The organism is Pseudoalteromonas sp. SWXJ133, from assembly GCF_015864365.1.
GTDB classification, from domain to species: Bacteria; Pseudomonadota; Gammaproteobacteria; order Enterobacterales; family Alteromonadaceae; genus Pseudoalteromonas; species Pseudoalteromonas arctica.
This window is the reverse complement of record NZ_JADYXJ010000022.1, coordinates 56,222-79,707: the sequence shown is the minus strand read 5'-3', so window position 1 is coordinate 79,707 and position 23,486 is coordinate 56,222. Positions and strand designations below refer to the sequence as shown.

The 23,486-nt window shown below is 40.1% G+C and carries 18 protein-coding genes; 10 read left to right on the top strand and 8 right to left on the bottom strand.

From position 1 onward, the window contains the following. Positions 1–66: 66 nt before the first annotated feature. Genes glgC through I6F40_RS15150 form a run of 6 tightly spaced genes read right to left on the bottom strand, consistent with a single transcriptional unit; the run spans position 67 to position 10,546 of the window. Positions 67–1,368 (bottom strand): glucose-1-phosphate adenylyltransferase, encoded by a 1,302-nt coding sequence (gene glgC / locus I6F40_RS15175; protein ID WP_197193172.1) that lies wholly within the window; start codon positions 1,366–1,368, stop codon positions 67–69. A 14-nt stretch (positions 1,369–1,382) separates the two neighbouring features. Then, positions 1,383–3,920 (bottom strand): glycogen/starch/alpha-glucan phosphorylase, encoded by a 2,538-nt coding sequence (locus tag I6F40_RS15170; RefSeq protein WP_197193171.1) that lies wholly within the window; start codon positions 3,918–3,920, stop codon positions 1,383–1,385. Beyond that, positions 3,913–5,976, bottom strand: a complete 2,064-nt coding sequence (glgX, locus tag I6F40_RS15165; RefSeq protein ID WP_197193170.1) for a glycogen debranching protein GlgX — start codon at positions 5,974–5,976, stop codon at positions 3,913–3,915. Before glgX ends, I6F40_RS15170 begins: the two co-directional genes overlap by 8 nt. Next, positions 5,969–8,239: a 1,4-alpha-glucan branching protein GlgB gene (glgB, locus tag I6F40_RS15160; protein ID WP_197193169.1), complete on the bottom strand. Its 2,271-nt coding sequence runs from the start codon at positions 8,237–8,239 to the stop codon at positions 5,969–5,971. The genes glgX and glgB overlap by 8 nt, the downstream gene beginning before the upstream one ends. Next, positions 8,240–10,234, bottom strand: coding sequence for a 4-alpha-glucanotransferase (gene malQ / locus I6F40_RS15155; RefSeq protein ID WP_197193168.1), 1,995 nt, complete (start codon positions 10,232–10,234; stop codon positions 8,240–8,242). Positions 10,235–10,243: 9 nt separating this feature from the next. After that, a complete protein-coding gene (locus I6F40_RS15150; protein WP_007580752.1) occupies positions 10,244–10,546 on the bottom strand; it encodes an isoamylase early set domain-containing protein in 303 nt (100 codons plus the stop codon). Positions 10,547–10,920: 374 nt separating this feature from the next. Here I6F40_RS15150 and I6F40_RS15145 point away from each other — a divergent pair, with 374 nt between their 5' ends. Then, positions 10,921–11,865: a hypothetical protein gene (locus I6F40_RS15145; protein ID WP_197193167.1), complete on the top strand. Its 945-nt coding sequence runs from the start codon at positions 10,921–10,923 to the stop codon at positions 11,863–11,865. Between the two features lie 31 nt (positions 11,866–11,896). Here I6F40_RS15145 and I6F40_RS15140 read toward each other — a convergent pair whose 3' ends face one another. Continuing rightward, entirely contained in the window at positions 11,897–12,325 is a 429-nt protein-coding gene (locus I6F40_RS15140) for an Lrp/AsnC family transcriptional regulator (protein WP_002958609.1), read from the bottom strand. Between the two features lie 194 nt (positions 12,326–12,519). Between I6F40_RS15140 and I6F40_RS15135 the strand changes: the two genes are divergently transcribed. From I6F40_RS15135 to I6F40_RS15120, 4 genes are read left to right on the top strand one after another with little or no spacing between them, the layout of a single operon-like run. Continuing rightward, positions 12,520–13,725, top strand: a complete 1,206-nt coding sequence (locus tag I6F40_RS15135) for an aspartate aminotransferase family protein (protein WP_007580760.1) — start codon at positions 12,520–12,522, stop codon at positions 13,723–13,725. 50 nt (positions 13,726–13,775) lie between these two features. Beyond that, positions 13,776–14,810, top strand: coding sequence for an arginine N-succinyltransferase (astA, locus tag I6F40_RS15130; protein WP_007580762.1), 1,035 nt, complete (start codon positions 13,776–13,778; stop codon positions 14,808–14,810). Positions 14,811–14,817: 7 nt separating this feature from the next. Then, positions 14,818–16,284 carry a succinylglutamate-semialdehyde dehydrogenase gene (astD, locus tag I6F40_RS15125; protein WP_165728038.1) on the top strand — a complete coding sequence of 489 codons (1,467 nt, stop codon included), beginning with the start codon at positions 14,818–14,820 and terminating at the stop codon, positions 16,282–16,284. 36 nt (positions 16,285–16,320) lie between these two features. Then, entirely contained in the window at positions 16,321–17,124 is an 804-nt protein-coding gene (locus I6F40_RS15120; RefSeq protein ID WP_007580767.1) for a DUF1338 domain-containing protein, read from the top strand. 71 nt (positions 17,125–17,195) lie between these two features. On the opposite strand, the gene I6F40_RS15115 is transcribed toward I6F40_RS15120, so the two are convergent. Beyond that, on the bottom strand, positions 17,196–18,476 hold the full coding sequence (locus tag I6F40_RS15115) for a flavohemoglobin expression-modulating QEGLA motif protein (RefSeq protein WP_008169642.1): 1,281 nt from the start codon (positions 18,474–18,476) through the stop codon (positions 17,196–17,198). Positions 18,477–18,622: 146 nt separating this feature from the next. Between I6F40_RS15115 and I6F40_RS15110 the strand changes: the two genes are divergently transcribed. The 5 genes from I6F40_RS15110 (at position 18,623) to betA (ending at position 23,328) form a co-directional block, all read left to right on the top strand. Beyond that, positions 18,623–18,880 (top strand): DUF3081 domain-containing protein, encoded by a 258-nt coding sequence (locus I6F40_RS15110; RefSeq protein WP_197193166.1) that lies wholly within the window; start codon positions 18,623–18,625, stop codon positions 18,878–18,880. Beyond that, positions 18,880–19,185 carry a hypothetical protein gene (locus tag I6F40_RS15105; RefSeq protein WP_197193165.1) on the top strand — a complete coding sequence of 102 codons (306 nt, stop codon included), beginning with the start codon at positions 18,880–18,882 and terminating at the stop codon, positions 19,183–19,185. Before I6F40_RS15110 ends, I6F40_RS15105 begins: the two co-directional genes overlap by 1 nt. A gap of 423 nt (positions 19,186–19,608) precedes the next feature. Beyond that, a complete protein-coding gene (betI, locus tag I6F40_RS15100; protein ID WP_197119055.1) occupies positions 19,609–20,184 on the top strand; it encodes a transcriptional regulator BetI in 576 nt (191 codons plus the stop codon). Between the two features lies 1 nt (position 20,185). Continuing rightward, positions 20,186–21,649, top strand: a complete 1,464-nt coding sequence (gene betB / locus I6F40_RS15095; RefSeq protein WP_166376561.1) for a betaine-aldehyde dehydrogenase — start codon at positions 20,186–20,188, stop codon at positions 21,647–21,649. A gap of 11 nt (positions 21,650–21,660) precedes the next feature. Further along, entirely contained in the window at positions 21,661–23,328 is a 1,668-nt protein-coding gene (gene betA, locus I6F40_RS15090) for a choline dehydrogenase (RefSeq protein WP_166376560.1), read from the top strand. The last annotated feature ends 158 nt before the right edge of the window (positions 23,329–23,486 follow it).

Here is a 23,486-nt window from a genome sequence, read left to right as displayed (position 1 = left end):
TTTAACCTGTGTGGGCTTGCTCATAAATGAGCAAGCTTTGTTGTCGTGCTTAATATTTAACGTGTTTTACGCTAGCTTTTTATTCTCACGCGCTTGGCGCTCTAACTTTTTTGCAAGCTCAGTGAGCATATCACGGGTAACAAGAACGATGCCTTTTTTAGATACTCTAAAGCCGTTTTCTTCATCTGTTTTATGGTCATAACCGATTTCGAGACCTGCCGGTATTTCACAGCTCCTATCTATAATCGCACGCTTAATTTTACAACCTCGATTTATAACCGCACCGGGTAAAATTACCGACTGCTCAATGGTACAAAATGAGCGAACGTGGACATTAGAAAACAAGAGTGACTTTCTAACCGCAGAGCCCGAAATAATACACCCACCCGACACGGTTGAGTCCAAGGCCATACCGCGTCTATCTTCGTCATCAAAAATAAACTTAGCAGGTGGTAGCTGCTCTTGATATGTCCATATTGGCCACGTTGGGTCGTATAAATCGAGTTGTGGTTCTGGCATTACTAATTCCATATTAGCCTCCCAGAACGAATCTAGTGTACCTACATCGCGCCAATAAGGTTGCCCCTCTTGGTTTGGATCTCTAAATGGGAAAGCAAATACATTATGCTCTTCTATAATTGCTGGAATAATATCGTGACCAAAATCTCGGCCAGAGCCTTCGTTTTCAGAATCTTTTTTAAGTTGCTCAAACAAAAATTCAGTATTAAAAATGTAATTACCCATTGATGCTAAACATGTACCTGGCTTGCCGGGTACAGAGCTCGGCATTGCTGGTTTTTCATCAAAACGACACACTCTGTTTTCTTCATCAACGGTCATTACACCAAACGTGTCTGCGGCTTCCTCTACGGGCACTTCAATACAACACACTGTCATATCTGCGCCCTTTTGCACATGTTCAGCCAATAAAGCACCATAGTCCATACGGTACACATGATCTCCAGACAAAATCATCACATATTTAGGCAGTTCGTGGCGAATAATATCTATGTTTTGAAAAACAGCATCTGCGGTCCCACAGTACCAATCATCACCTTGGCGCTGAGATGCAGGTAGTATTTCAACCGACTCACCCAGCTCTTTTTTAAAGTGGCCCCACGCGCGGTTTACATGGCGAATTAATGAATGCGATTTATATTGTGTGGCAATACCAACGCGTCTCACACCCGAGTTAATGCAGTTTGATAGTGGAAAATCGATAATTCGATGTTTACCACCAAAGTAAACTGCTGGCTTTGCTCGCCAATCGGTTAGCTCATACAGGCGAGAACCGCGACCCCCTGCCAGTATTAACGCGTAAGTTTCTCTGGTAAGGCTACTTATGTAGCGATTTGCATAATTGGGCATAATACTCTCTCCATTTAGTCTAGGCTGTTAGTGGCATGGCTTTTAGTTGTCGTTAAGTCTGTTTCACTAATATTGAGGGGTTCTAAATGCCAAATGTCTTCACTGTATTGGCTTATGGTTCTATCACTTGAAAACATTCCACTGGCTGCCGTATTTAAAATACTCATTTGTGTCCAGTAGGTTTGATCTGCGTAAGCTTTATCAACTTCTTTTTGAGCTGCTACATAACTTTCAAAATCGTGCGCAACAAGCCATGGATCGTGCGGGCTCTTAATTGCATTTGTAATATCGTCAAATAAGCATGGTTCAAACAAGTTAAAATGGCCGCTTTCGAGTAGTTGCATTACATTATTTAAATCGCTATTTTGCGCGATTAAATGCTCAGGATTGTAACATGACTTAATATCATCAATTTGATGAGCTTGTGCCCCAAACAAAAAGAAGTTGTCTGCACCAACGGCGTCTCTAATTTCAATGTTTGCACCATCCAGCGTGCCGATCGTCAATGCACCATTCATCATAAACTTCATGTTGCCAGTACCAGACGCTTCTTTGCCTGCGGTAGATACTTGCTCTGACAAATCGGTTGCAGGACAAATAACTTCCATCGCGGTTACGTTGTAATTAGGTAAAAAGGCGACGCGTAAATACGGGGCTGCTAACGGGTCTTTATTTATAACCTCTGCCACGTTATTAATAAGCTTAATAATTTTTTTAGCCATGTAATAACCCGGTGCTGCTTTACCACCTAATAAAACACAGCGAGGAACAAGCCCTTGGGTATCACCACGGCGAATACGGTCATATAAATGAATCACATGAAGTATGTTTAATAGCTGACGTTTGTATTCGTGAATACGTTTTACTTGTACGTCAAACATCATCGATACGTCAAAATCAACATCGCAGCGCGCCTTAACTAAATCAACTAAACGTTGTTTGTTTTCACGTTTAGCATTTTGCCATTGCCCATGAAATGCTTTGTCGTCATAAAAGCGGCGTAGGTCACTAATTGTTGAAAAGTCTTTAACCCAGCCATGACCAATTTTTTCGCTGATTAATTCACTTAAAATAGGATTACAATGCGCAAGCCAACGTCTTGGTGTAACACCATTTGTTTTGTTATTAAATTTATCAGGCCACAGCGCGTAAAACTCTTTAAATAAGCCCGCTTTTAAAAGTTCGGTATGCAGTGCCGCTACGCCGTTTACAGAGTAACTACCTACAATGGCTAGGTAAGCCATACGAATTTGCGGCTCGTCACCCTCTTCAATTAGCGATAAGGCACGTTGTTTATTAACATCACCCGGCCATTGCTGTGCTACTTGTGCTAAAAAGCGTGCGTTTATCTCGTAAACTATTTCTAAAATGCGTGGTAATAGTTTTGAAAACAACGAAACAGACCACTTTTCAAGCGCTTCAGGAAGTAGCGTATGATTTGTGTAGGCCATTGTTTTAGTAGTGATTTGCCAAGCATCGTTCCAATCAAGTTCGTAATCATCAATTAAAATACGCATCAGCTCTGCAACTGCAATACTTGGGTGCGTATCGTTTAACTGAAAAACATGAAAATCAGCAAAGTCGCTAAAGTTCTCGCCATGTTGGGAAACCCACTGATCAACTACGTCTTGAATACTCGCAGATGATAAAAAGTATTGTTGGCGCAATCTAAGCTCTTTACCATTTTCGCTGCTGTCGTTTGGATACAGCACCATGGTAATTTGTTCAGCTAGGTTTTTTTGTGCGACGGCTTCTGAGTAACTGCCTGCATTAAATTCGGTCAAATTAAATTCATCTGTCGCTTCTGATTTCCATAAGCGTAGCGTATTTACAATATTGTTTTTATAACCTGGGACAGGTACATCGTAAGGTACCGCTAATACATCTTGTGAACTCATCCATTGACGATGTTCTCGGCCGAATTTATCTGTGTAACTTTGCACGTAGCCGCCAAATTTCACACGTTTTGCATGCTCTGGCGCGCTTAGCTCCCATGGATGCCCTTCGCGCAGCCAGTTATCTGGTTGCTCAATTTGGTTACCATCTTTAATTGATTGGTTAAACATCCCGTATTCGTAACGAAGGCCATAACCAATGACAGGTAACGCTAGACTTGCACAGCTATCTAAAAAGCAAGCAGCTAGGCGGCCTAAACCACCGTTACCTAAACCTGCGTCGTGCTCGGCATCTTCAAGCGTTTCTACTGTTGTACAGTATTCTTGTAATGCAGCAGCAACTTGGTCGTCTAAATCTAGGTTTAGTATTGCATTACCCAGCGCACGTCCCATTAAAAATTCAAGAGAAAGGTAAGCCGTTTTGCGGCGTTTCTCTTGCTTAATTTGTTGATTCGTTTCTCTGCAGCGGGCAACAAGTCTGTCGCGAATAGTCAGCGCTAAAGCATGGTATAAATACAGTCTTGATTCGCCGACCTTATCGCGACCTAGTGTATAATAAAAATGCCGTGTCAAGTCATCTTTAAGCGTACTTTCATCTATAACAGGACCTTCTTGCCAGCCCTTTACTACACACACTTGTTCACTTTGTTTAGCCATGACTTACATCCTCTAAATTAGCACTAAAAACCCAACTACTTTGTGCTGAAATTTCAACCATCGCATCTTCATTACTACTCACAGATGCATTATTTACACTTGATAAAACCATTTGCCACGGCGCATTAATAGGCGAAGGCGGCATTTGGCAAAAAACTGTTTTTTTACTGGCATTAAATACCATCAATAATGCATGATTGTTTTGCTTATCAAGTAAGCTATACATTAAAAACTGTCTGGTATCTTCATGCCAATGAGCGTCGGTCATGGTTTTACCTTGTTCAGTAAACCACTTAACGGTAAAACGCTCGTCTATATCATCTAAAAATACACTGTGTTTGAACGCACTGTGCGCGCGTCTAATTTTTAAAGCATCATCAATAAATCGTGTTAGCGAATGATTAAGTTGAGAATCTTTCCAGGCAAGCCAGCTAGTGCGATTATTTTGGCAATAAGCATTGTTATTACCCCCTTGAGAGTGCGCCATTTCGCTGCCAGCGGCAATCATGGGTACACCTTTTGAGAGTATTAAAGTAAGTAAAAAGTTCTTTTGTTGTTGCAAACGCAGTGCGTTTATTTTTGAGTCACTGGTAAAGCCTTCTACTCCACAGTTGAACGAGTGATTTGCACTGTGCCCATCTCTGTTTTGCTCACCATTAGCTTCGTTATGCTTTTCTTCATAACTCACTAAATCGGCAAGCGTGAAACCATCATGACTCGTTATAAAGTTAATGCTATTAAGTGGTCCACGTTGGCTGTGCTCAAAAATATCAAACGATCCATGCAAACGTTTTGCAACGTTGGCAATTATGCCCGTTTCACTTTGCCAAAAACGTCTAATTACATCGCGGTATTGATCGTTCCATTCTCGCCATGGCGGCGGAAATGCCCCAAGCTGATAGCCACCAGGACCTATATCCCAAGGTTCACTTATTAGCTTAACCTTATTAAGCACAGGGTCTTGGGCTACTGCTTGTAAAAAAGTATGTGCAGAGCCAAAGCCTGCTTTTGAGCGCCCTAAGATGGTCGCTAAATCAAACCTAAAGCCATCAACACCCATTACCTCAACCCAATAACGAAGGCTATCAAGTACAAGTTGCAGTGTTTTAGGGTGATCAATATTTATGGTATTTCCACAGCCGGTATCGTTTATATATACATTAGGCTGACCCTCTACTGTGCGGTAATACGCTAAGTTATCAAAGCCTCTTAGCGATAATATTGGGCCATCGGCCCCCGCCTCTGCTGTATGGTTATAAACAACGTCTAAAATAACTTCTATGTCAGCAGCATGAAGCTCGCGCACCATTTGCTTAAACTCGTTTATATCGTCGTTTACTAAATAGTCTTTATGGGGGGTAAAAAAGTTAAGCGTGTTATAACCCCAATAGTTTTGCAGCCCTTTTCCTGTTAAAAATTGCTCACTAATAAAAGAATGAACAGGTAAAAGCTCAACTGCTGTAATGCCAAAACTTTGTAAATGCTCAATAAAGCTTGGGTGGCTTAACCCTAAAAACTTTCCTTGTAGAGATTTAGGTATTTTAGGATGACGACACGTTGTGCCTTTAATATGGCACTCGTAAATAACCGTGTTTGACCAACGGTGGTTTGGCTTTTTATGCGCATACAACGTAGGGGGGGCTACTTTTGACTTAGGTATATCAATCGCATTATTTACGGTGCTTTTAGTGCCAATTGGCATTTGCCCATAATGGCGTTCGCTCCATGTAAACTCACCAAACAAGTCTTTTGCGTATGGGTCTATCAGTAGTTTATTTTCGTTAAATAGTTGACCATTTTTAGGGTTATATTCACCCTCAACTCTAAAGCCATAAAGTGCGCCGGCGCTTAATGGCGAAATATGAATACTCCAAATACCCCCTTCGTTAATATTCATCGCCATTTTTAGGATTTCTGAATGGCCACTTTTATCAAACAGGCATACATAAGCTTGGCTTGCACCTGGCGCATAAAGCGCGAAGTTAACCCCATTATTAATAACACTAGAGCCAAGTGGTTCTACATTACCGGGGGCTACATCAAATCGGTTACTCATCATCAACCTTTTGTAAGTAAATAGTTGTTAAGCCACCAATGGCAATTGAAATACTGTGTTTAAAGCCATGATTTGATTCATTTATTGCCTGAACTATCTGCGATGAATCTTTAGTTACTTCAACGCCAGAGCCAAAAAACTGAGTATCGTCTGTATTTAAAACAACTTTATAACGCCCTTTACTCGGTACGCCAATAGTGTAGTTTTCATATGACGCGGGGGTAAAATTAGCAATAACAACCACAAAGTCTTTTGCGTTTTTAGCATAGCGAACAAAGCTTAAAATGCTCTGCTGATTATTATTGTTATCTATCCAGGTAAAACCAGCCGCGCTCGAATCTAACTCATACAACGCGGGTTGGTTTTTATAAACGGTATTGAGCACTTTTACGGTGTGCTTTATACCGTTATGGCTTTGGTGCTCAAGTAAATGCCAATCGATAGAATGATCGTGTCCCCACTCTTTTCGCTGTGCAATTTCACCGCCCATAAACAAGAGTTTTTTACCCGGATGTGCCCACATAAATGCGTAGTAAGCGCGTAAATTAGCAAATTTCTGCCAATCATCGCCTGGCATTTTTTCAATTAACGATCCTTTACCGTGTACTACTTCATCGTGGCTTAATGGCAATATATAGTTTTCGCTAAAAGCGTATACCATCGAAAATGTCATTTCATGATGATGATGCTGACGGTATAAAGGGTCGTGCTGCATGTAATGCAAACTATCGTTCATCCAACCCATATTCCACTTATAGCCAAAACCTAAGCCGTTGTGCTCAACACTTTGGGTGACACCCGGCCACGCTGTTGACTCCTCAGCCACCATCATAATGCCTGGGTTGTTTTTATAGCTGCGCATATTGACTTGCTTTAGGCACTCAATTGCACCTAAGTTTTCGCGCCCGCCGTAACAGTTAGCAATCCACTCGCCTTCTTTTCGGCTGTAATCTAAATACAACATAGAGGCTACGGCATCTACACGCAGACCATCTAAACCAAATTGATGTAACCAATACATAGCATTTGAAATCAAAAAGCTTTTAACTTCAGGGCGGTCGTAGTTATAAATGTAGGTATTCCAATCAGGGTGAAAACCTTGACGCTTATCGGCATGTTCATATAAATGGGTGCCATCGAATCGATGTAAGCCATGCGGATCGCTAGGAAAATGCCCAGGCACCCAATCAAGTAAAATACCTAAATTAGCCTTGTGGCATTGCTCTACAAAGTATTTAAAGCTGTTGTAATCGCCAAAACGACTGGTAGGTGCAAATAAACCAACAGGCTGATACCCCCACGAACCATCAAACGGGTATTCACTTATTGGCATAAGTTGAAGGTGGGTAAAATTCATTTCAAGGGCGTAGCTAACGAGTTTGTCAGCAAGCTCTGTGTAACTTAAATAGCGGTTGTTTTCAGCGCGTTGCCATGAGCCTAAATGCACTTCATAAATACTAATTGGCGCATCAATATGATTACGCTTTTGTCGGTTTTGAAGTGCCTGAGCGCCGAGCGTTATAGGTTCTGGTTTATACTGCAGTACACTTGCAGTACCTGGTGCTTGTTGCATTTTAAATGCATAGGGGTCAGCTTTTTCGAGTACTTCTCCACTTTGGGCGGTAATTGCAAATTTGTAGCACATGTCGGCTTTAAGACCTGGTACGAATAACTCCCATACACCACTTGCAGGATGGAAACGCATAAAGTGGCGATTAGCTTGCCAAAAATTAAACTCACCAATAATAGAGACACTTGCAGCATTAGGCGCCCATACACAAAAGCGCACACCCTCTACATTTTGTTGAGTGCTAAAATGTGCACCAAAATGAGAGTAAGCATGTTCAAGGCTGCCTTCGTTAAATAAATACATTGCCTCTGCATCAAGTGTGCTTTCAAAGCTGTATTCATCATAAAAGGTAGTGCTGCTATTTGTGTACTGAGCAATGCATTGATAAGGCGCAGTGGGCAGCGCATCAACTTTGACTATAAATAAGTCACTTTGTTGGTAGCGCTGCGCCTTAATACTTTTATTATTTAATGTAACACTCACACTTATTGCACAAGGTAAGTAAAAACGAATTTCAACCTCAGCATCCGTTTTATGTGCCCCTAAAAAGCTAAATGGGTCTTTAAATCGTCCGGTATTTAATGCATGTACTTGTGCATCGTAACTATTTTCATGTACTGAGCTGTCCTGTAATGAATTAGCAAGCTCTGAGCTGTCCTGGGCTGAAGATTTTTTATTAATTGTACTGCTCATTTAACCTTTCCTTATTGAATCGATTGCAGCTAAAAGTGAGGCATTTTTGGTAAAAATTTCTTCACTGGTATGCGTTAATACACGTCGCCAATTAGGATATTCTTTGTCTGTCCCGGGGATATTAACCGGATACTTCTGCTCATCTAAATCATCTATTTGTATTGCAAATAAACGCGATTGAGAACCCGCCAAACATAATGCTAGTGCGTTATATACTTCGACTGAATTACTATGTAATAGAAGCTCGGTTGTATTGGTATGGCGATTAATAAATCGTAGTATCCTATGTTGCTCTTCTATTCGTTGTTGCTTTAATTGCTCGTATTCATTGCAAGTAATAAGCTTGTATTGTTGCTTAATATTTAAATCAGCATGCTGCCACCAACCTGTAAAAGGCGGTACATCATGATTGGCTATCATTAACAAACACTGTGTTGCTAGCTCATCAGTCGATAAAAACTCACCACTGTGTTGTTTTTCAAAATAAAATAAGCTGTTAGAAAAAATACCGCTAGATGCCAAAGCCTGCCTTACCTCTGGCGGCACAACGCCTAAATCTTCTCCAATAACAATACTCTGATTAATATGTGATTCAATTTTTAAAATGGCGAGTAAGTGCTCAAACGGGTAGTAAACATAACAGCCATCTTGTTCACTATTGCTTTCAAAGCACCACCATAGGCGCCTAATAGCCATTACGTGGTCAATTCTAAGTCCACCTACATTTTGCATGTTTGCGCGAATGAGCGAGCGATAGAATTGGTAGTGATTATTACTAAGACTTTGAGGATTTAGTGCTGGAAGCCCCCAGTTTTGGCCAGCTTCGGCCCATGGATCAGGTGGAGCGCCTACACTTGCACCTTGGCTAAACAACGACTGCTGATTTTTAAACTCGGCCCCATCGCCAGCACAACCAACAGCTAAGTCGTTTATTAAGCCAATAGCCATACCTCGCTCTGCACAACTTTTTTGACACAGTGCCAATTGCATATGCGCTTGCCACTGCAGGTAATAATCAAATGTTAAGTTGTCTGATTCGAGGGTATTTAACGTAGTTGAATGAGTATTACAAAAATCAGTAAACGCTTGGCGACGCTCATCACTTGCCGTTAATTCAAACTGATTATAAAGCGCTTCAAATAACGCATACTTTATACGGCTTACATTTTCATAATCTATAAATTGATCATTACTTTTTATAAGTGTAATTACATCGTCTCGTTGCATGAGGTCATGTAGAACTGCGTTATTTTGTGCGTCTTCGCTTAATACTATAGAAATATAAAGAGGGTTTAATAAAGCCCGACTACTAGGGCTATAAGGGCTTGCACGCTCTGGCATATCAGCAAATAACAAATGCAGTGGGTTAAGTAATATGTAATCCATATTTTGCGAGCTGCATAATTTTGTAAGCGTTAGTAAATCGTCAAAGTCGCCAATACCTAAATGCGCTTTATTTTTTAATGTGTAAAGCTGAATAGATAACCCTGTGCGCTTTGTGTCTTCAACTTGATAGACTTGCTCAGGCACGCACCAAATTTGTGTAATAGCGTGTTGCTCACCTACCTGAACATTGGCGTCATGATAGCCAATTGGAATATTATCTATGGGTAGTGCCAGCTCAATATAGCGAACGCCATGTAAGTAATATTCACCTGTAACTGCCAAATTATAAAGGTTCTCAACCGCTATGTTAATCCCAAGAGAAGGGACATTAATGTTGGCGGCTAAATACTGCTGACGTTCGTCTATACGAAGCTTTAAAGCGCATTTTTTTTGGTCAACCAAACTCACACTGGGTACTAAATCCAGCCAAAGCGATGCATCTAAATCATAAGTTAGTTGAGTTATTTCGGCTTCGTTATTTGTATCAACACCGCAACATTGCAAAGCACGTTTACGCGTGTCTTCGCTAAAGAACACCTGTTCACCTGTATACTTAGTGAATTCAAAGCCAATACCATGCAGGTAAAACAACTGCGAAAGAGCATCCATTGAATCGCCTTAATTAATGCGTTGAGTATTTACTATGCTGTTTTCTGTGCCAAATGTATTGCCAATATAACCATCAGCTTGGTGGTCGTTATCCCAAATGTCTCCATTTATTAAATAACGAAAGTGAAATTGTTGATCGATAGGTAAGCGTTGTTTAAATTTAAACACACCTTGTTTTTTATTAAGCTTCATTGGCACAGGTTGCCAATCATTAAATTCGCCTAATAAGCAAACTTCTTCTGCCTCTGGATGAGAAAATTCAAAGGTTACTTCAGCTTCATCTTTTGTTTTGAAAAAACGTTTATTCAACATAGCAGGCTCCAATTAAACCAAAAAGGGTACTTAATCTTTGCCACAGGCCATACAACTAAACAAAAAGGCGATGTGGATTACATAAAAAATCATTAAACACGTTCTAAGTTAACCAAAACTTTATTTACGTATTATTACAGTGCAGTAGTTTCTTTTAACGCACTCATTAAGTGCAATTTAAACCTCAATCGTGTGTTTTAAAAACCACGATTATATAGAGCAATTTTTAAACCAACTAAACATAAAACCGACACTTATTAATTAAAGACACAGCCAGCCTTAACTATAATACTAATTTTATAAAATTCTTTTGTTATGTACTTTCATCAGCGATAATGCGCAGTATCTTAATACTCTGAAATATAATAATTTTCATGTTGAAAAAAAGCATTCTAATAACTATAACCATCGCCTTTTTAATAATAGCCACACTTGTTGGTTCTTCAATCTATACCCTTTATAGTAAAAAAGAAATCTCAGTTGATCCCAAATTAAAAGAAATCTCAGGCATCGAATTTGATAAACAAAAACGTCTATGGGCTATTAACGACAGTGGTGACGATCCAAAACTATACCGGCTAAACAAAGATGGCTCTATTGCTAAAGAAATTTTAGTGACTAACGCTAAAAATATTGACTGGGAAGACATGACTCAAAATAAGTTTGGGCACTTCTTTTTAGGCGACTTTGGTAATAATAAAAACGAGCGCAAATGGCTGACTATTTATAAAATCGAAAACCCTATTGATATTAAAGGCGACACCACCGAAGCGGAAATTATAAAATTTACGTATCCTGATCTCGATGGCTCACCTGTAGAGCCCGATAAACGCAACTATGATTTAGAAGCTTTTGTTGCACTGGGGCGTCACTTATACCTATTTACTAAAAACAGGACTGAGCCATTTGATGGAATCACAAATGTATATAAGGTAGGCGATCATGCTGCTAATTTTGATGCAGAGCTAGTTGACTCATTCAAAACGTGTACCACGCTTGAAAAGCTATGCTGGATAACCTCTGCAGCCCTTAGCCCCGATCGTAAAAAATTAGTATTACTTGATTCAACGAGTCTTTGGTTATTTGAAAACTTTAAAGGTGATAAGTTTTTCTCTGGTGATGTATCAAAAATAGATTTAGGGATTGTTACCCAAAAAGAGGCAGTCACCTTTTTTGATGACAACACCATTGTATTTACCGATGAAGAGTTTAAAGGTATTGGCGGTAATGCTTATTTTATTAAATTAAATGAAGCAACAAAAGAAGTTATTAAAAGAGCAAAAGCGACACCGGCAACAATCAATGCAGCAACAAAATAATTTGCTGCATTGACATAATACATACTCTGGCTCATCGCTTAAATTTAGTTTCTAAAATAACCGATGACGTGGTGCGCTCTACTCCATCAAGATTACCTATATCATCTAGTAAATGGCTCAGTTGCTCTAAATTTTGAGCCTGTACTACAGCAATTAAATCAAACTCACCACTTATGGCATAGAGCTGCGAAATTGCATCAATTTGCTTAAGCTCGATATTTGTTTTAGTTGTTAATTTTTGTCTTACTTTTATAGACACATGAGCTGATACCATTTTACTGAGGTAGTCATCTCCATAATCAACGCTATAGCCTTTAATTACGCCCGTTTCTTCTAGTTTGAGCATACGGCTTTGTACCGTTGAACGAGATAAGTCAAGCATGCGAGCAAGATCAGAAATACTCGCTCTAGCGTTTGTTTTTAGTACAGAAAGTAGCTTTTCATCTTGTGGAGTTATCATAATGGTTATTTTCTTCGTTATTTTGTCTTTTATTTTAATCATTTTTCACAAAATAGCACTGCAATTTTAATAGCTAACCTTCGATAATGACCTCTACAAGAAATAATAACGTGTTTGCTGAAGAATAAAGGCTATATTCTTCTTTGAGTTAGCAACTAATCTTTTATCTAAGCCCATTAAATTTAGGTGTAAAAATGCAAGTAACAAGAGACTTATTTAACGACGTAATGGTACCAAACTATAATCCATCAGCAATCATTCCAGTTCGTGGTGAAGGTTCACGCGTTTGGGATCAAAATGATAACGAGTTTATCGATTTTGCTGGTGGTATTGCCGTTAACTGTTTGGGTCACTGTCATCCTGCATTAGTTAAAGCATTAAAAGAGCAAGGTGAAAAAATTTGGCATTTATCGAATGTTATGACTAATGAGCCAGCACTTCGTTTAGCTCAAAAAATGGTTGAAGCAACATTCGCTGATAAAGTTTACTTTGCAAACTCAGGCGCAGAAGCAAACGAAGCAGCCCTTAAGCTAGCGCGTCGTTATGCACTGGATGTATATGGCGCTGAAAAAACGCAAATTATTGCATTTAATAAAGGTTTTCATGGTCGCACATTCTTTACAGTAACTGTGGGCGGGCAAGCTGCATATTCTGACGGCTTTGGTCCTAAACCTGCTGACATAGTACATTGTGATTTTAACGATATAGCAGCATTTGAAGCGCTGATCAGCGATAAAACATGTGCTGTTATGATGGAACCATTACAAGGTGAAGGCGGTATTATTTCACCAACAGATGAATTTGCTAAAAAAGTACGGGAACTTTGTACTAAACATAACGCGTTACTTATTTTTGATGAAGTACAAACGGGTGTTGGTCGCACAGGCGATTTATACGCTTATGAAGGTTTAGGTGTTGTTCCTGACATTTTAACAACGGCAAAAGCATTGGGTGGTGGTTTTCCAATTGGCGCTATGATCACTCGTACACCAATTGCTGAGCATTTAAAAATTGGTACTCACGGTTCTACTTATGGCGGAAACGCACTTGCTTGTGCTGTAGCCGAAGCGGCATTTGATACAGTAAATACACCAGACGTACTAAACGGTGTTAAAGAGCGCGAGCAATTATTCCGTGACGGATTAAACGCAATTAACGAAAAATACAACGTATTTAGCGAAGTACGTGGTAAAGGCTTATTAATTGGCGCAGTACTAAATGACAAATTTGAAGGACGTGCACGCGACTTTTTAGTAGCAAGTGCTAATAATGGTTTAATGAACCTTGTAGCTGGCATGAATGTAATTCGCTTTACACCGTCTTTAGTTATCCCGTTTGAAGATATTAAAGAAGGCTTAGCACGCTTTGAAAAAGCCGTTAGCGATGTAGTAAACGGTTAATATAGTTTAAATTAGCACGCCTACTGGCGTGCTATTGGAGCAAGCAATAAATGCAAGTATTACGTCCTATTACTGCCAATGATTTTGACGCGCTTAAACAAATAGCGATTGAGTCCGGTCATGGGTTCACCTCTTTACCTGTGGACGATGCACAGCTTAAAGAAAAAATTGAACGTGCTGAAAAAAGCTTTGCCAAAAACATTAACCAGCCACTTGATGAAAGCTATTTATTTGTTTTAGAGGACAGTGAAACAGGTGACGTTATTGGCACAACCGCTATAGAAGCCGCAGTAGGTTTATCGGTGCCTTTATATCATTATCATTTAGGTAAAACAGTACACCACTCTCCTACTTTAAATGTATATAACACCGTTGATATTTTAAGCATGTGTAACGACTACACAGGTTGCTCTGAAATATGCACATTATTTTTGCGCGAAAATAGCCGTAAAGGTTTAACGGGTCGATTTTTATCGCGTTCACGCTTTTTGTTTATGGCTCAGCATAGCGAGCGTTTTGCCGATACTGTTATCGCAGAAATGCGCGGTGTTAGCGACGAAGACGGCCATTCTCCTTTTTGGCAATGGCTGCAAGAGCACTTTTTTAGTATTGAATTTCCAGAAGCTGATCACTTAGTTGGCTTAGGCGATAAGGTATTTATTAGCGAGTTAATGCCTAAATACCCTATTTATGTGAACTTGCTTAGCAAGAAAGCCCAAGCAGTTATTGGGCATGTGCATGAAAAAACAAAACCTGCGCTAAAATTATTAGAAAAAGAAGGTTTTGAGCACAGAGGCTACGTTGACTTATTTGACGCAGGCCCAACGGTTGAAGCAAAGCTTGGTAATATTCGCAGCATTCGCGACTCTCAAGTTTGCCCTATTACTATTGGTGAGCTTGATCACATATCACAAAATAGCTCTGATACGCTGGCTGTATGTAATCAAGGCGTAAGTGGCTTTAGAGCAACATTTACCAAAGACGCACATTACAATCATGCAAAACATACTCTCGTCATTAGCCAAGATGTGGCTAAAGCACTTAATTTAAGTCAAGGAGATGCAGCGCGATTTTTCCGCCTGTAAATTATTTATGAATACACACCTAATTAATAACCAGTGGCATGTGGGCCTTGGTCCAGCATTTGAGTCAATCAATCCAAGTAATGGCGATGTGGTATGGCAAGGTAATGGCGCAAACGCCCAGCAAGTAAACTCAGCTATAAAAGCAGCCAGAGCAGCACAGGTACAATGGGCAGATAAGCCGCTTGAAGAGCGTATAGCCATTCTTGAAAACTTCGCAGCTCAATTAAAAGAACACAGTGAAGAATTTGCGACCATAATTGCACGCGAAACAGGTAAGCCATTATGGGAAACCCGTACCGAAGTGGGCGCAATGACAGGCAAAGTAGCTATATCTGTAAAAGCGTACCATGAGCGTACCGGTACAACCGAAAACCCAATGCCCGGTGCTAAAGCGTTTATTAGACACAAACCGCATGGCGTTGTGGCTATTTTTGGCCCGTATAACTTTCCGGGGCATTTACCAAACGGGCATATTGTTCCTGCAATTTTAGCAGGCAACACCGTAGTATTTAAGCCATCAGAACTAACACCGCACGTTGCAGAATTCACCCTCTCACTTTGGTTAAAAGCGGGCTTACCAGCGGGTGTTATTAACCTTGTCCAAGGTGAAATTGAAACAGGCAAAGCGCTTGCTTCTCATAAAGATATAGATGGATTGTTTTTTACCGGTAGCTCAAACACAGGTCACTTACTACATAAGCAATTTGCAGGGCACCCTGGCAAAATTTTAGCACTTGAAATGGGCGGTAATAATCCTCTTATTGTAAAAGACGTGAGTGATGTAAGCGCTGCTGTGCACGATATTATTCAATCAGGCTTTATTACCTCAGGTCAGCGCTGTACGTGTGCACGCCGCTTATTTATTGAAAAATCGCTCAATGGCGATGCTATTTTAGAAAAGCTAATAAGCGCGACTAAAAACATAGTTGTAGACGACAGTTTTGCTACAGAGCAGCCTTTTATGGGTGCAATGATAAGCGAAAAAGCAGCACTGGGTATGGTCGCTGCGCAAAGTGAATTAGTGTCAAAAGGCGCGCAAATCCTTGTTGAACTTAAGCAATTAAAATCAGGCACCGGTTTTGTAAGCCCAGGTATTATTGATGTAACAAACATTACCGACATGCCAGATGAAGAGCATTTTGGACCGCTTATTAAAGTGTATCGTTACAACGACTTTGACAGCGCAATTATTGAAGCTAACAACACAAGCTTTGGCTTATCTGCAGGTTTACTTAGCGACAGTGAAGATGATTACACTCACTTCTTAAAGCGCATTCGTGCAGGTATTGTTAACTGGAACCGCCCTATTACGGGTGCCTCTAGCGCGGCTCCATTTGGCGGCATAGGCGCCAGTGGTAATCACAGAGCAAGTGCCTATTATGCCGCCGATTATTGTGCATACCCTGTGGCATCTGTTGAGTCAGACAAAGTGAGCTTACCGCAAACCCTAGCGCCAGGCTTGGTAATTGAATAAGCAATAAAACCAAAATTTTAGATTTAAGGATTTAACATGCATACTGATGTAAACACATTATTTGAGAGCCTTTGGAAAAACTACTTAAACGTAACACCATCGGCAGACAAAATTCATGACCTTTTAGGGTCAACGCAAAAAGATGACATTATTAACGATCATATTGCACTGCGTACATTTAATATTGAAAAGGTCGGCCTTGAAAAACTCGCGGCTCACTTTTTAGCGATTGGTTACAAAGAATGTGGTGAGTACCATTTTGAAGCTAAAAAACTCTATGCAAAGCACTACGAGCATAGCGATCCTAATCAGCCAAAAGTGTTTATTTCTGAGCTATTAGTTGAAAAATGCTCGCCTGAGTTACAAGCCATCGTAACCGACATGGTTGACAAAATTGATGAAAGCGCAGTAACAGCTGATAACTTTTTGTATTCAGGCACGCATTGGCAAGTAAGCACCGATACTTATAAGCAGCTGCTAGCTGAAAGCGAGTATGCAGCGTGGATGTCGGCGTGGGGTTACCGCGCCAATCACTTTACAGTAAATATTAATACGCTTGCTAAGTTTGATAACATTCATGATGTTAACCAAGCCCTAAAAGACGCCGGCTTTTCGCTTAATACGTCAGGCGGTGAAGTTAAAGGCTCACCAGAGGTGTTACTAGAGCAATCGTCAACACTTGCTGATGAATACTCTGTTACCTTTAGTGACGGTGATATGAGCATCCCTAGCTGTTTTTATGAGTTTGCTATTCGTTACCCTAAAGCCGACGGTGAGCTTTATACTGGTTTTGTTGCAGCCTCAGCTGACAAAATATTTGAAAGCACCAATGCTCGATAGCAAAACCTAAAGTACTTTATTTAAAAAGCCCGTTATGGGCTTTTTTTATGTCGGTAGGTTATGTTGATTAATTATAAAAATAACGGTTTATAATCGTTTTCTAACTTTTCAAACGATAAATCGCCAATAAAGCGGCCAAAGCTCAACCAAGTTGCCAAACCGCGTAAGTCTTTAAAGTGTGGAGGCACAAATTGTGGGCTCTCTATTACACCTAAATCATGAAGCTGCGAAATTAATCTAAAGTCATCTATTGATATTTTACCTACCAGTAATAAAGGTAGTCTATCTATTCGACCAAGCTGTATTGCAACGCGTATTAAGTTATAAACCAATACAAAGCCTTTAATGTAAGCAATATCTTTTGTAAAAGGCAAACCTGTTGGCGTACTGCCTCTAAATACACGCTGCGCGAGTGTGTAGCTGTCATCTTTTGATAAACCTTGCGCTACATAGTCACGGTAAATATCTACAAATTCAGCGCCATCTATTACCTTTGTAACGGCTTGAATACGATTCACTAATTTAGATAAACGCCTTGGAGTCGATTTTAAAGTAATAATTTCGGTTAATACCGCTAGGCCTTCTTGGGTAATAGTAGAGCTAGGCGTGCCTTTACTCAAACACGTTAAATAAGGCTGAGCTAAACCATTTTGAGTGGTACCTACGTGTATCCACCCTTCGTGAACTTCCAATATATCAAGTTCACGCTGAGAAAACTTAACATCTTGATTAAGCTTTATATTATTAGCACCTGCGGCTGCATCACTGACAATACCATCGCTAAGCATTACCTCTACGTTTATGCCTGCCATACTGGCATTTACTTGCTCAGACAAAATACGCACAGCATCAACAGCATCAATATTTTTAGGGTCGTCAGGCAGTATGTCGGCTATAAGTAAATTTTGCAGCGGTTTATCTAGCATATTAGCTAGCTCAGAAAGTGAGGGCTCACCAGCATGGAATAAATCTTTAGGGTGTCCAAATAACTCCACTGATAAGTCATGAAACTCTGGCGTTCCACGATACTCAAGCATACTTAATACCGTTTTATACTCGGTGCACATTTTTCCCATATATTGAGCAATCGGATTTAACTGTCCCAATTGGTTAATAATGTTACGGTGCAAAGTAGAAAATGCTTGGCGCAGCTCGCTAGGTACAAAACCAAGGTCGCGCTGTTGATAATATGCACGATCGATGAGTGGATTTTTTTGACATTTCTGTCTAAAAAACTCCTCTTTAGTTTGTTTGTCCCAATTAATAGCATCGAGTATCCTAATTGGCGTTTGCAATGCAATTAATTGATCCGATAACTCACGAGTTTTTAGTAGTAACGCCTTGTCTATCATGGTGCAAGCTCAACAATAAATGAGTTTTGAGCATAATTTAAAAAAGCGAAATTACAAAGCAATATCACACTTTTTTAGCTATTGTTTTTAAGATGATCGACCCTCATATCTGTATCGTATGAGTTACTAAACGAAGGGCATAAAACATGAAAAACGAAATCGACAACAAACAGATTTTAGCCGTATATGAACGTATAATTCAAAAAGGTGAAATGACTAATGAAGGTAAATATTATCAGGGTGTTACAGCTTATTCAGACGTAGATGGCTATACAGTATACCTACAAGGTAGCGGCGTTGAACTGCGCTTTGGTTTTCATAATACTTACCACCTTGACTACGAACATGAAAAGCATAAAGACGACTTTTTGAAAAAATTATATAACATTGCAAACGAGAGCTAATGCAACCACGAAAACGCAGACACCGCCCTACCAGTAAGCTCAATACTACTTTTATAAACCAAGTAGTAGAAGAGCTTAAAGCTGATCCAAGCAAAGTCTCAATTATTCAAGAAAATTTAGAACAGTACCGTGCTCAAACTCATTTAAAGCGTGGTTTTTTACTGGCTATAGAGCGCTTTGATTGGGTTTTTGAAGCAAGCAAAGATATAGACTTTATTTGCCAGCAAATTTTAGCTGATGACTATATTGGCAATAGACTAAGACGTTACCCCCTCCTTTTTAAAGGCGTTATCAATAATGCCTGACCTTTCAAAACTTAACCTTTCAAACCAAGCGCTTTAAAACGATAAAACCGCAAAGCTTACTCTTGATATAAATTTATTAGAGCACTAAGCAATTGCAGGTTTAGTGTACTTTTGTATTAAAATAATACTATTAGTACTCTAACTATTACTGCACTAACGATTTTTACACATTTTATTCATTTATTGCTGTAAACAAATCATTACTATAATTTAATTTCAAAACAAACCTCACAAGCCAATGTTTTATATACAGTTAAATAAAGTAAAACCTTATCTTCTTTATCGCATTAGTTGCACTTTTATTAATGATTAATCTACATTTTGGCATCTAGATGTTTACCTCAGCCTTGAATTGTTAGAGCTATTACCTTAAGCTTATCTTTATTGAACGTTCAATTAATAAAAATTATGCCTAAAGTTGGAATGGAACCTGTCAGGCGTCAGCAGTTAATTGACGCAACTATAGAATCTGTTGCAAGCAAAGGTCTGCAAGGAACGACTATAAACAGCATTAGTAAAAATGCAGGTTTATCGTCGGGTATTATTAGTCATTATTTTGGTGGTAAGCAGGGGCTGATTGAAGCCACTGTTCGATACTTACTAACAAGCTTAAAGCAAGACTTGATAGGTAAAGTAAACCATCAAACAAATGCGACTGAACGTTTAATGTATATTGTCGAAGCCAACTTTGCGCTTGTACAACAACGCAATGATACAACCCGAACGTGGTTGAGTTTTTGGGCACAATCGATGCACGATAAAGAATTACACAGACTACAAAATGTAAACAGTAGACGCTTGCACAGTAATTTAGCATTTTCTTTTAAGCAATTAATGCCTATTGAGCAAGCAAAGCAAGCTGCAGAACTTAGCGCCGCAATGATCGATGGCCTATGGTTAAGAGCAGTACTGAGTAAATCAGACAATAATCAGTTTAAACACAGTGAAAAGTTAGCAAAAAGCTACGTACTTTCACTTATCAAGCAATATGGAGCCTAGCGTGACTACACCTGTCTATCAAAATTTTATTAACGGCCATTTTCTTGCAAACCAGAGCGGCAAAACATTTGATGTAACAAACCCAGCTACGGGCGAGGTTATTTACGCAGTAGAGATTGCCGACGAATTTATTCAAAACGCAGCCATTGCCAGTGCAAAGCAAGGCTTTGCTCAGTGGTCAGCGATGACACCCATTGAACGCAGCCGCATTTTATTAAAAGCAGTGGCTATTTTACGCGAGCGCAATGATGAGCTAGCACTTGTAGAAGTACTCGACACCGGTAAACCAATGCAAGAAGCAAATTGTGTTGATATTGAAACCGGCGCTGATGTAATTGAATACTTTGCAGGCCTTGCGCCTGCACAAGTAGGCCAACAGCAAATGGTGGGTGATGACTTTTATTACACACGTAAAGAGCCACTAGGTATCTGTGCGGGTATTGGTGCATGGAACTACCCACTACAAATTGCATGTTGGAAGTCGGGCCCTGCCCTCGCTGCTGGTAATGCATTTATATTTAAACCATCTGAGGAAACACCACTTGGCGCTATTAAGCTTGCTGAAGTGTTTTTTGAAGCTGGCGTACCTGCAGGTGTGTTTAATGTTGTTCAAGGTGCTGGCGATGTAGGCCAGTGGCTAACGCAGCATAGCGACATTGATAAGGTATCGTTTACGGGTGAAGTAGGCACAGGTAAAAAAGTAGTAGCAAGTGCTGCCGGTACGCTAAAAGATGTCACGATGGAACTCGGTGGTAAATCTCCACTATTAGTATTTGATGACGCCAATATTGAGCAAGCGGTTAGCGCTGCTATGTTAGGTAACTTTTATACGCAAGGCGAAATTTGTACTAACTGTACTCGTATTTACGTTCATAAAAATATTTATCAGCAGTTTATTGATGAGCTTAAAGCGCGCACTGAGAAAAACATCATTGCTGGCGACCCACAAGATTTAAATACTAACTTTGGCGCACTTATTTCTAAAAAGCATCAAGAACTAGTAATGAGCTACGTTAATAAAGGTATTGAAGAAGGTGCAACACTTTTAACTGGTGGTACAACGCTTTCACCAGAATCTGCACCTAATGGTTATTTTGTAGCACCGACTGTATTTATTGATTGTAGTGACGACATGACTATCGTTAAAGAAGAAATATTTGGCCCAGTAATGAGCGTGCTTGTTTTTGACGACGAAGACGATGTGATTGCACGCGCTAACGGTACACACCTAGGCTTAGCAGCTGGCGTATTTACGAGTGATATTAAACGTGCGCACCGCGTGATTCATAAGTTACAAGCCGGTATTTGTTGGATTAATGCATACGGTAACTCACCTGCTGAAATGCCCGTTGGCGGTTATAAGCAATCGGGTATTGGCCGTGAAAATGGTATTCAAACGCTTGATCAATACACGCAAACTAAGTCTATTTATGTTGGTATGGCCGACATAGAAAGCCCATTTTAAGGCGCCCTACTATGAGTAATCATTTCGACTATATTATTGTTGGCGCGGGTTCGGCGGGTTGTGTTTTAGCAAACCGTTTATCTGAAGATTCAAATAACCGCGTGTTACTACTTGAAACTGGTGGTAGCGATAAAAGTATTTTTATAAAAATGCCAACTGCGTTATCTATTCCTATGAATAGCGATAAATACGCATGGCAGTTTCATACCCAGCCAGAGCCTCATTTAGATAACCGTGAAATGCATTGTCCACGAGGCAAAGTATTAGGCGGCTCGTCATCTATTAATGGCATGGTGTATGTACGTGGCCACGCAAAAGATTTTGACGAATGGCAGCAACACGGTGCAAACGGTTGGGATTACCAATCGTGTTTACCGTATTTTCAAAAGGCAGAAAGCTTTTACCTTGGTGAAAATACTTACCGTGGTGGCAAAGGCCCGCTTGGCGTTAATAACGGCAACGAAATGCAAAACCCGCTTTATCGCACGTTTATAAAAGCAGGTGTTGAAGCTGGTTACGCCTCAACAGATGATTACAACGCCTCGCAGCAAGAGGGTTTTGGCCCAATGCACATGACCGTAAAAGACGGCGTGCGCAGCTCTGCTTCTCGTGAGTATTTAGACCCTGTTAAATCGCGTAGTAATTTAACAATTATTACAGGTGCACTTGCACAACGCGTGATTTTAGACGGCAAAAAAGCCACTGGCATTGAATACAAAGTAAATGGCGACGTTAAAACTGCCCATGCAGCAAAAGACGTTGTATTAAGTGCAGGCCCAATTGGCTCTCCACATATTTTACAACTCTCTGGTATTGGTGATACTCAAGCGCTTGAAAAAGCAGGCGTTGAAGTACAGCATCATTTACCTGGTGTTGGTCAAAACTTACAAGATCATCTTGAGTTTTACTTTCAATACAAGTGTAAGCAACCTATCACGCTAAATGGCAAACTAGGCATTGTTTCAAAAGGTTTGATTGGTGCGCGTTGGTTACTAACGCGTTCGGGTTTAGGTGCAACGAATCACTTTGAATCGTGTGCGTTTATTCGCTCAAAACCAGGTGTTGAATGGCCAGATATTCAGTATCACTTTTTACCAGCGGCAATGCGTTACGATGGTAGAAGTGCATTTGCAGGTCATGGTTTTCAGGTACATGTTGGTCATAACAAACCAAAAAGTCGCGGTAGTGTGACTATTGCTTCTGCGAATCCTGAGCAACCACCAACCATTTTATTTAATTACCTTGAACACCAAGACGATATTGAAGGCTTTAGAGCGTGCGTTCGCTTAACACGCGACATAATCGAACAAAATGCCTTTGATGAATACCGAGATGAAGAAATTCAACCTGGTAAACATATTCAAACAGATGAAGAAATAGATGCCTTTGTACGCCAAGCCGTAGAAAGTGCCTACCACCCTTCTTGCTCATGCAAAATGGGTGAAGATGATATGGCCGTTGTTAACTCAAATACGCAAGTACATGGTATTGAAGGACTACGTGTTGTTGACTCATCTATATTCCCAACGGTTCCTAACGGAAACTTGAATGCGCCTACTATTATGGTTGCCGAAAAAGCAGCTGACATGATTTTAGGTAAAGACCCATTACAGAAATCGGATGTGAATGTTGCCATAACAACAAACTGGCAAGAAACACAACGTAGTTCAAAGATCTAACTTTAGCCACATGCTTAGGTTTAGTCTCGTCGGGCTAAACCAATGCGTGCCTTGCAGTGGCACACGATGTAAATAGGTTACGTTGTGTTAATGCGAGAATAAAACAATAAAATACGGAGTGCTTATGAATTATTTTTATTCATTACTGGAGGGTAACA

Excerpts from the sequence above, each read along its gene's own strand:
- glgC (WP_197193172.1), bottom strand. The coding sequence starts at position 1,368 with ATGCCCAATTATGCAAATCGCTACATAAGTAGCCTTACCAGAGAAACT.
- I6F40_RS15170 (WP_197193171.1), bottom strand. The coding sequence starts at position 3,920 with ATGGCTAAACAAAGTGAACAAGTGTGTGTAGTAAAGGGCTGGCAAGAA.
- glgX (WP_197193170.1), bottom strand. The coding sequence starts at position 5,976 with ATGAGTAACCGATTTGATGTAGCCCCCGGTAATGTAGAACCACTTGGC.
- glgB (WP_197193169.1), bottom strand. The coding sequence starts at position 8,239 with ATGAGCAGTACAATTAATAAAAAATCTTCAGCCCAGGACAGCTCAGAG.
- malQ (WP_197193168.1), bottom strand. The coding sequence starts at position 10,234 with ATGGATGCTCTTTCGCAGTTGTTTTACCTGCATGGTATTGGCTTTGAA.
- I6F40_RS15150 (WP_007580752.1), bottom strand. The coding sequence starts at position 10,546 with ATGTTGAATAAACGTTTTTTCAAAACAAAAGATGAAGCTGAAGTAACC.
- I6F40_RS15145 (WP_197193167.1), top strand. The coding sequence starts at position 10,921 with ATGTTGAAAAAAAGCATTCTAATAACTATAACCATCGCCTTTTTAATA.
- I6F40_RS15140 (WP_002958609.1), bottom strand. The coding sequence starts at position 12,325 with ATGATAACTCCACAAGATGAAAAGCTACTTTCTGTACTAAAAACAAAC.
- I6F40_RS15135 (WP_007580760.1), top strand. The coding sequence starts at position 12,520 with ATGCAAGTAACAAGAGACTTATTTAACGACGTAATGGTACCAAACTAT.
- astA (WP_007580762.1), top strand. The coding sequence starts at position 13,776 with ATGCAAGTATTACGTCCTATTACTGCCAATGATTTTGACGCGCTTAAA.
- astD (WP_165728038.1), top strand. The coding sequence starts at position 14,818 with ATGAATACACACCTAATTAATAACCAGTGGCATGTGGGCCTTGGTCCA.
- I6F40_RS15120 (WP_007580767.1), top strand. The coding sequence starts at position 16,321 with ATGCATACTGATGTAAACACATTATTTGAGAGCCTTTGGAAAAACTAC.
- I6F40_RS15115 (WP_008169642.1), bottom strand. The coding sequence starts at position 18,476 with ATGATAGACAAGGCGTTACTACTAAAAACTCGTGAGTTATCGGATCAA.
- I6F40_RS15110 (WP_197193166.1), top strand. The coding sequence starts at position 18,623 with ATGAAAAACGAAATCGACAACAAACAGATTTTAGCCGTATATGAACGT.
- I6F40_RS15105 (WP_197193165.1), top strand. The coding sequence starts at position 18,880 with ATGCAACCACGAAAACGCAGACACCGCCCTACCAGTAAGCTCAATACT.
- betI (WP_197119055.1), top strand. The coding sequence starts at position 19,609 with ATGGAACCTGTCAGGCGTCAGCAGTTAATTGACGCAACTATAGAATCT.
- betA (WP_166376560.1), top strand. The coding sequence starts at position 21,661 with ATGAGTAATCATTTCGACTATATTATTGTTGGCGCGGGTTCGGCGGGT.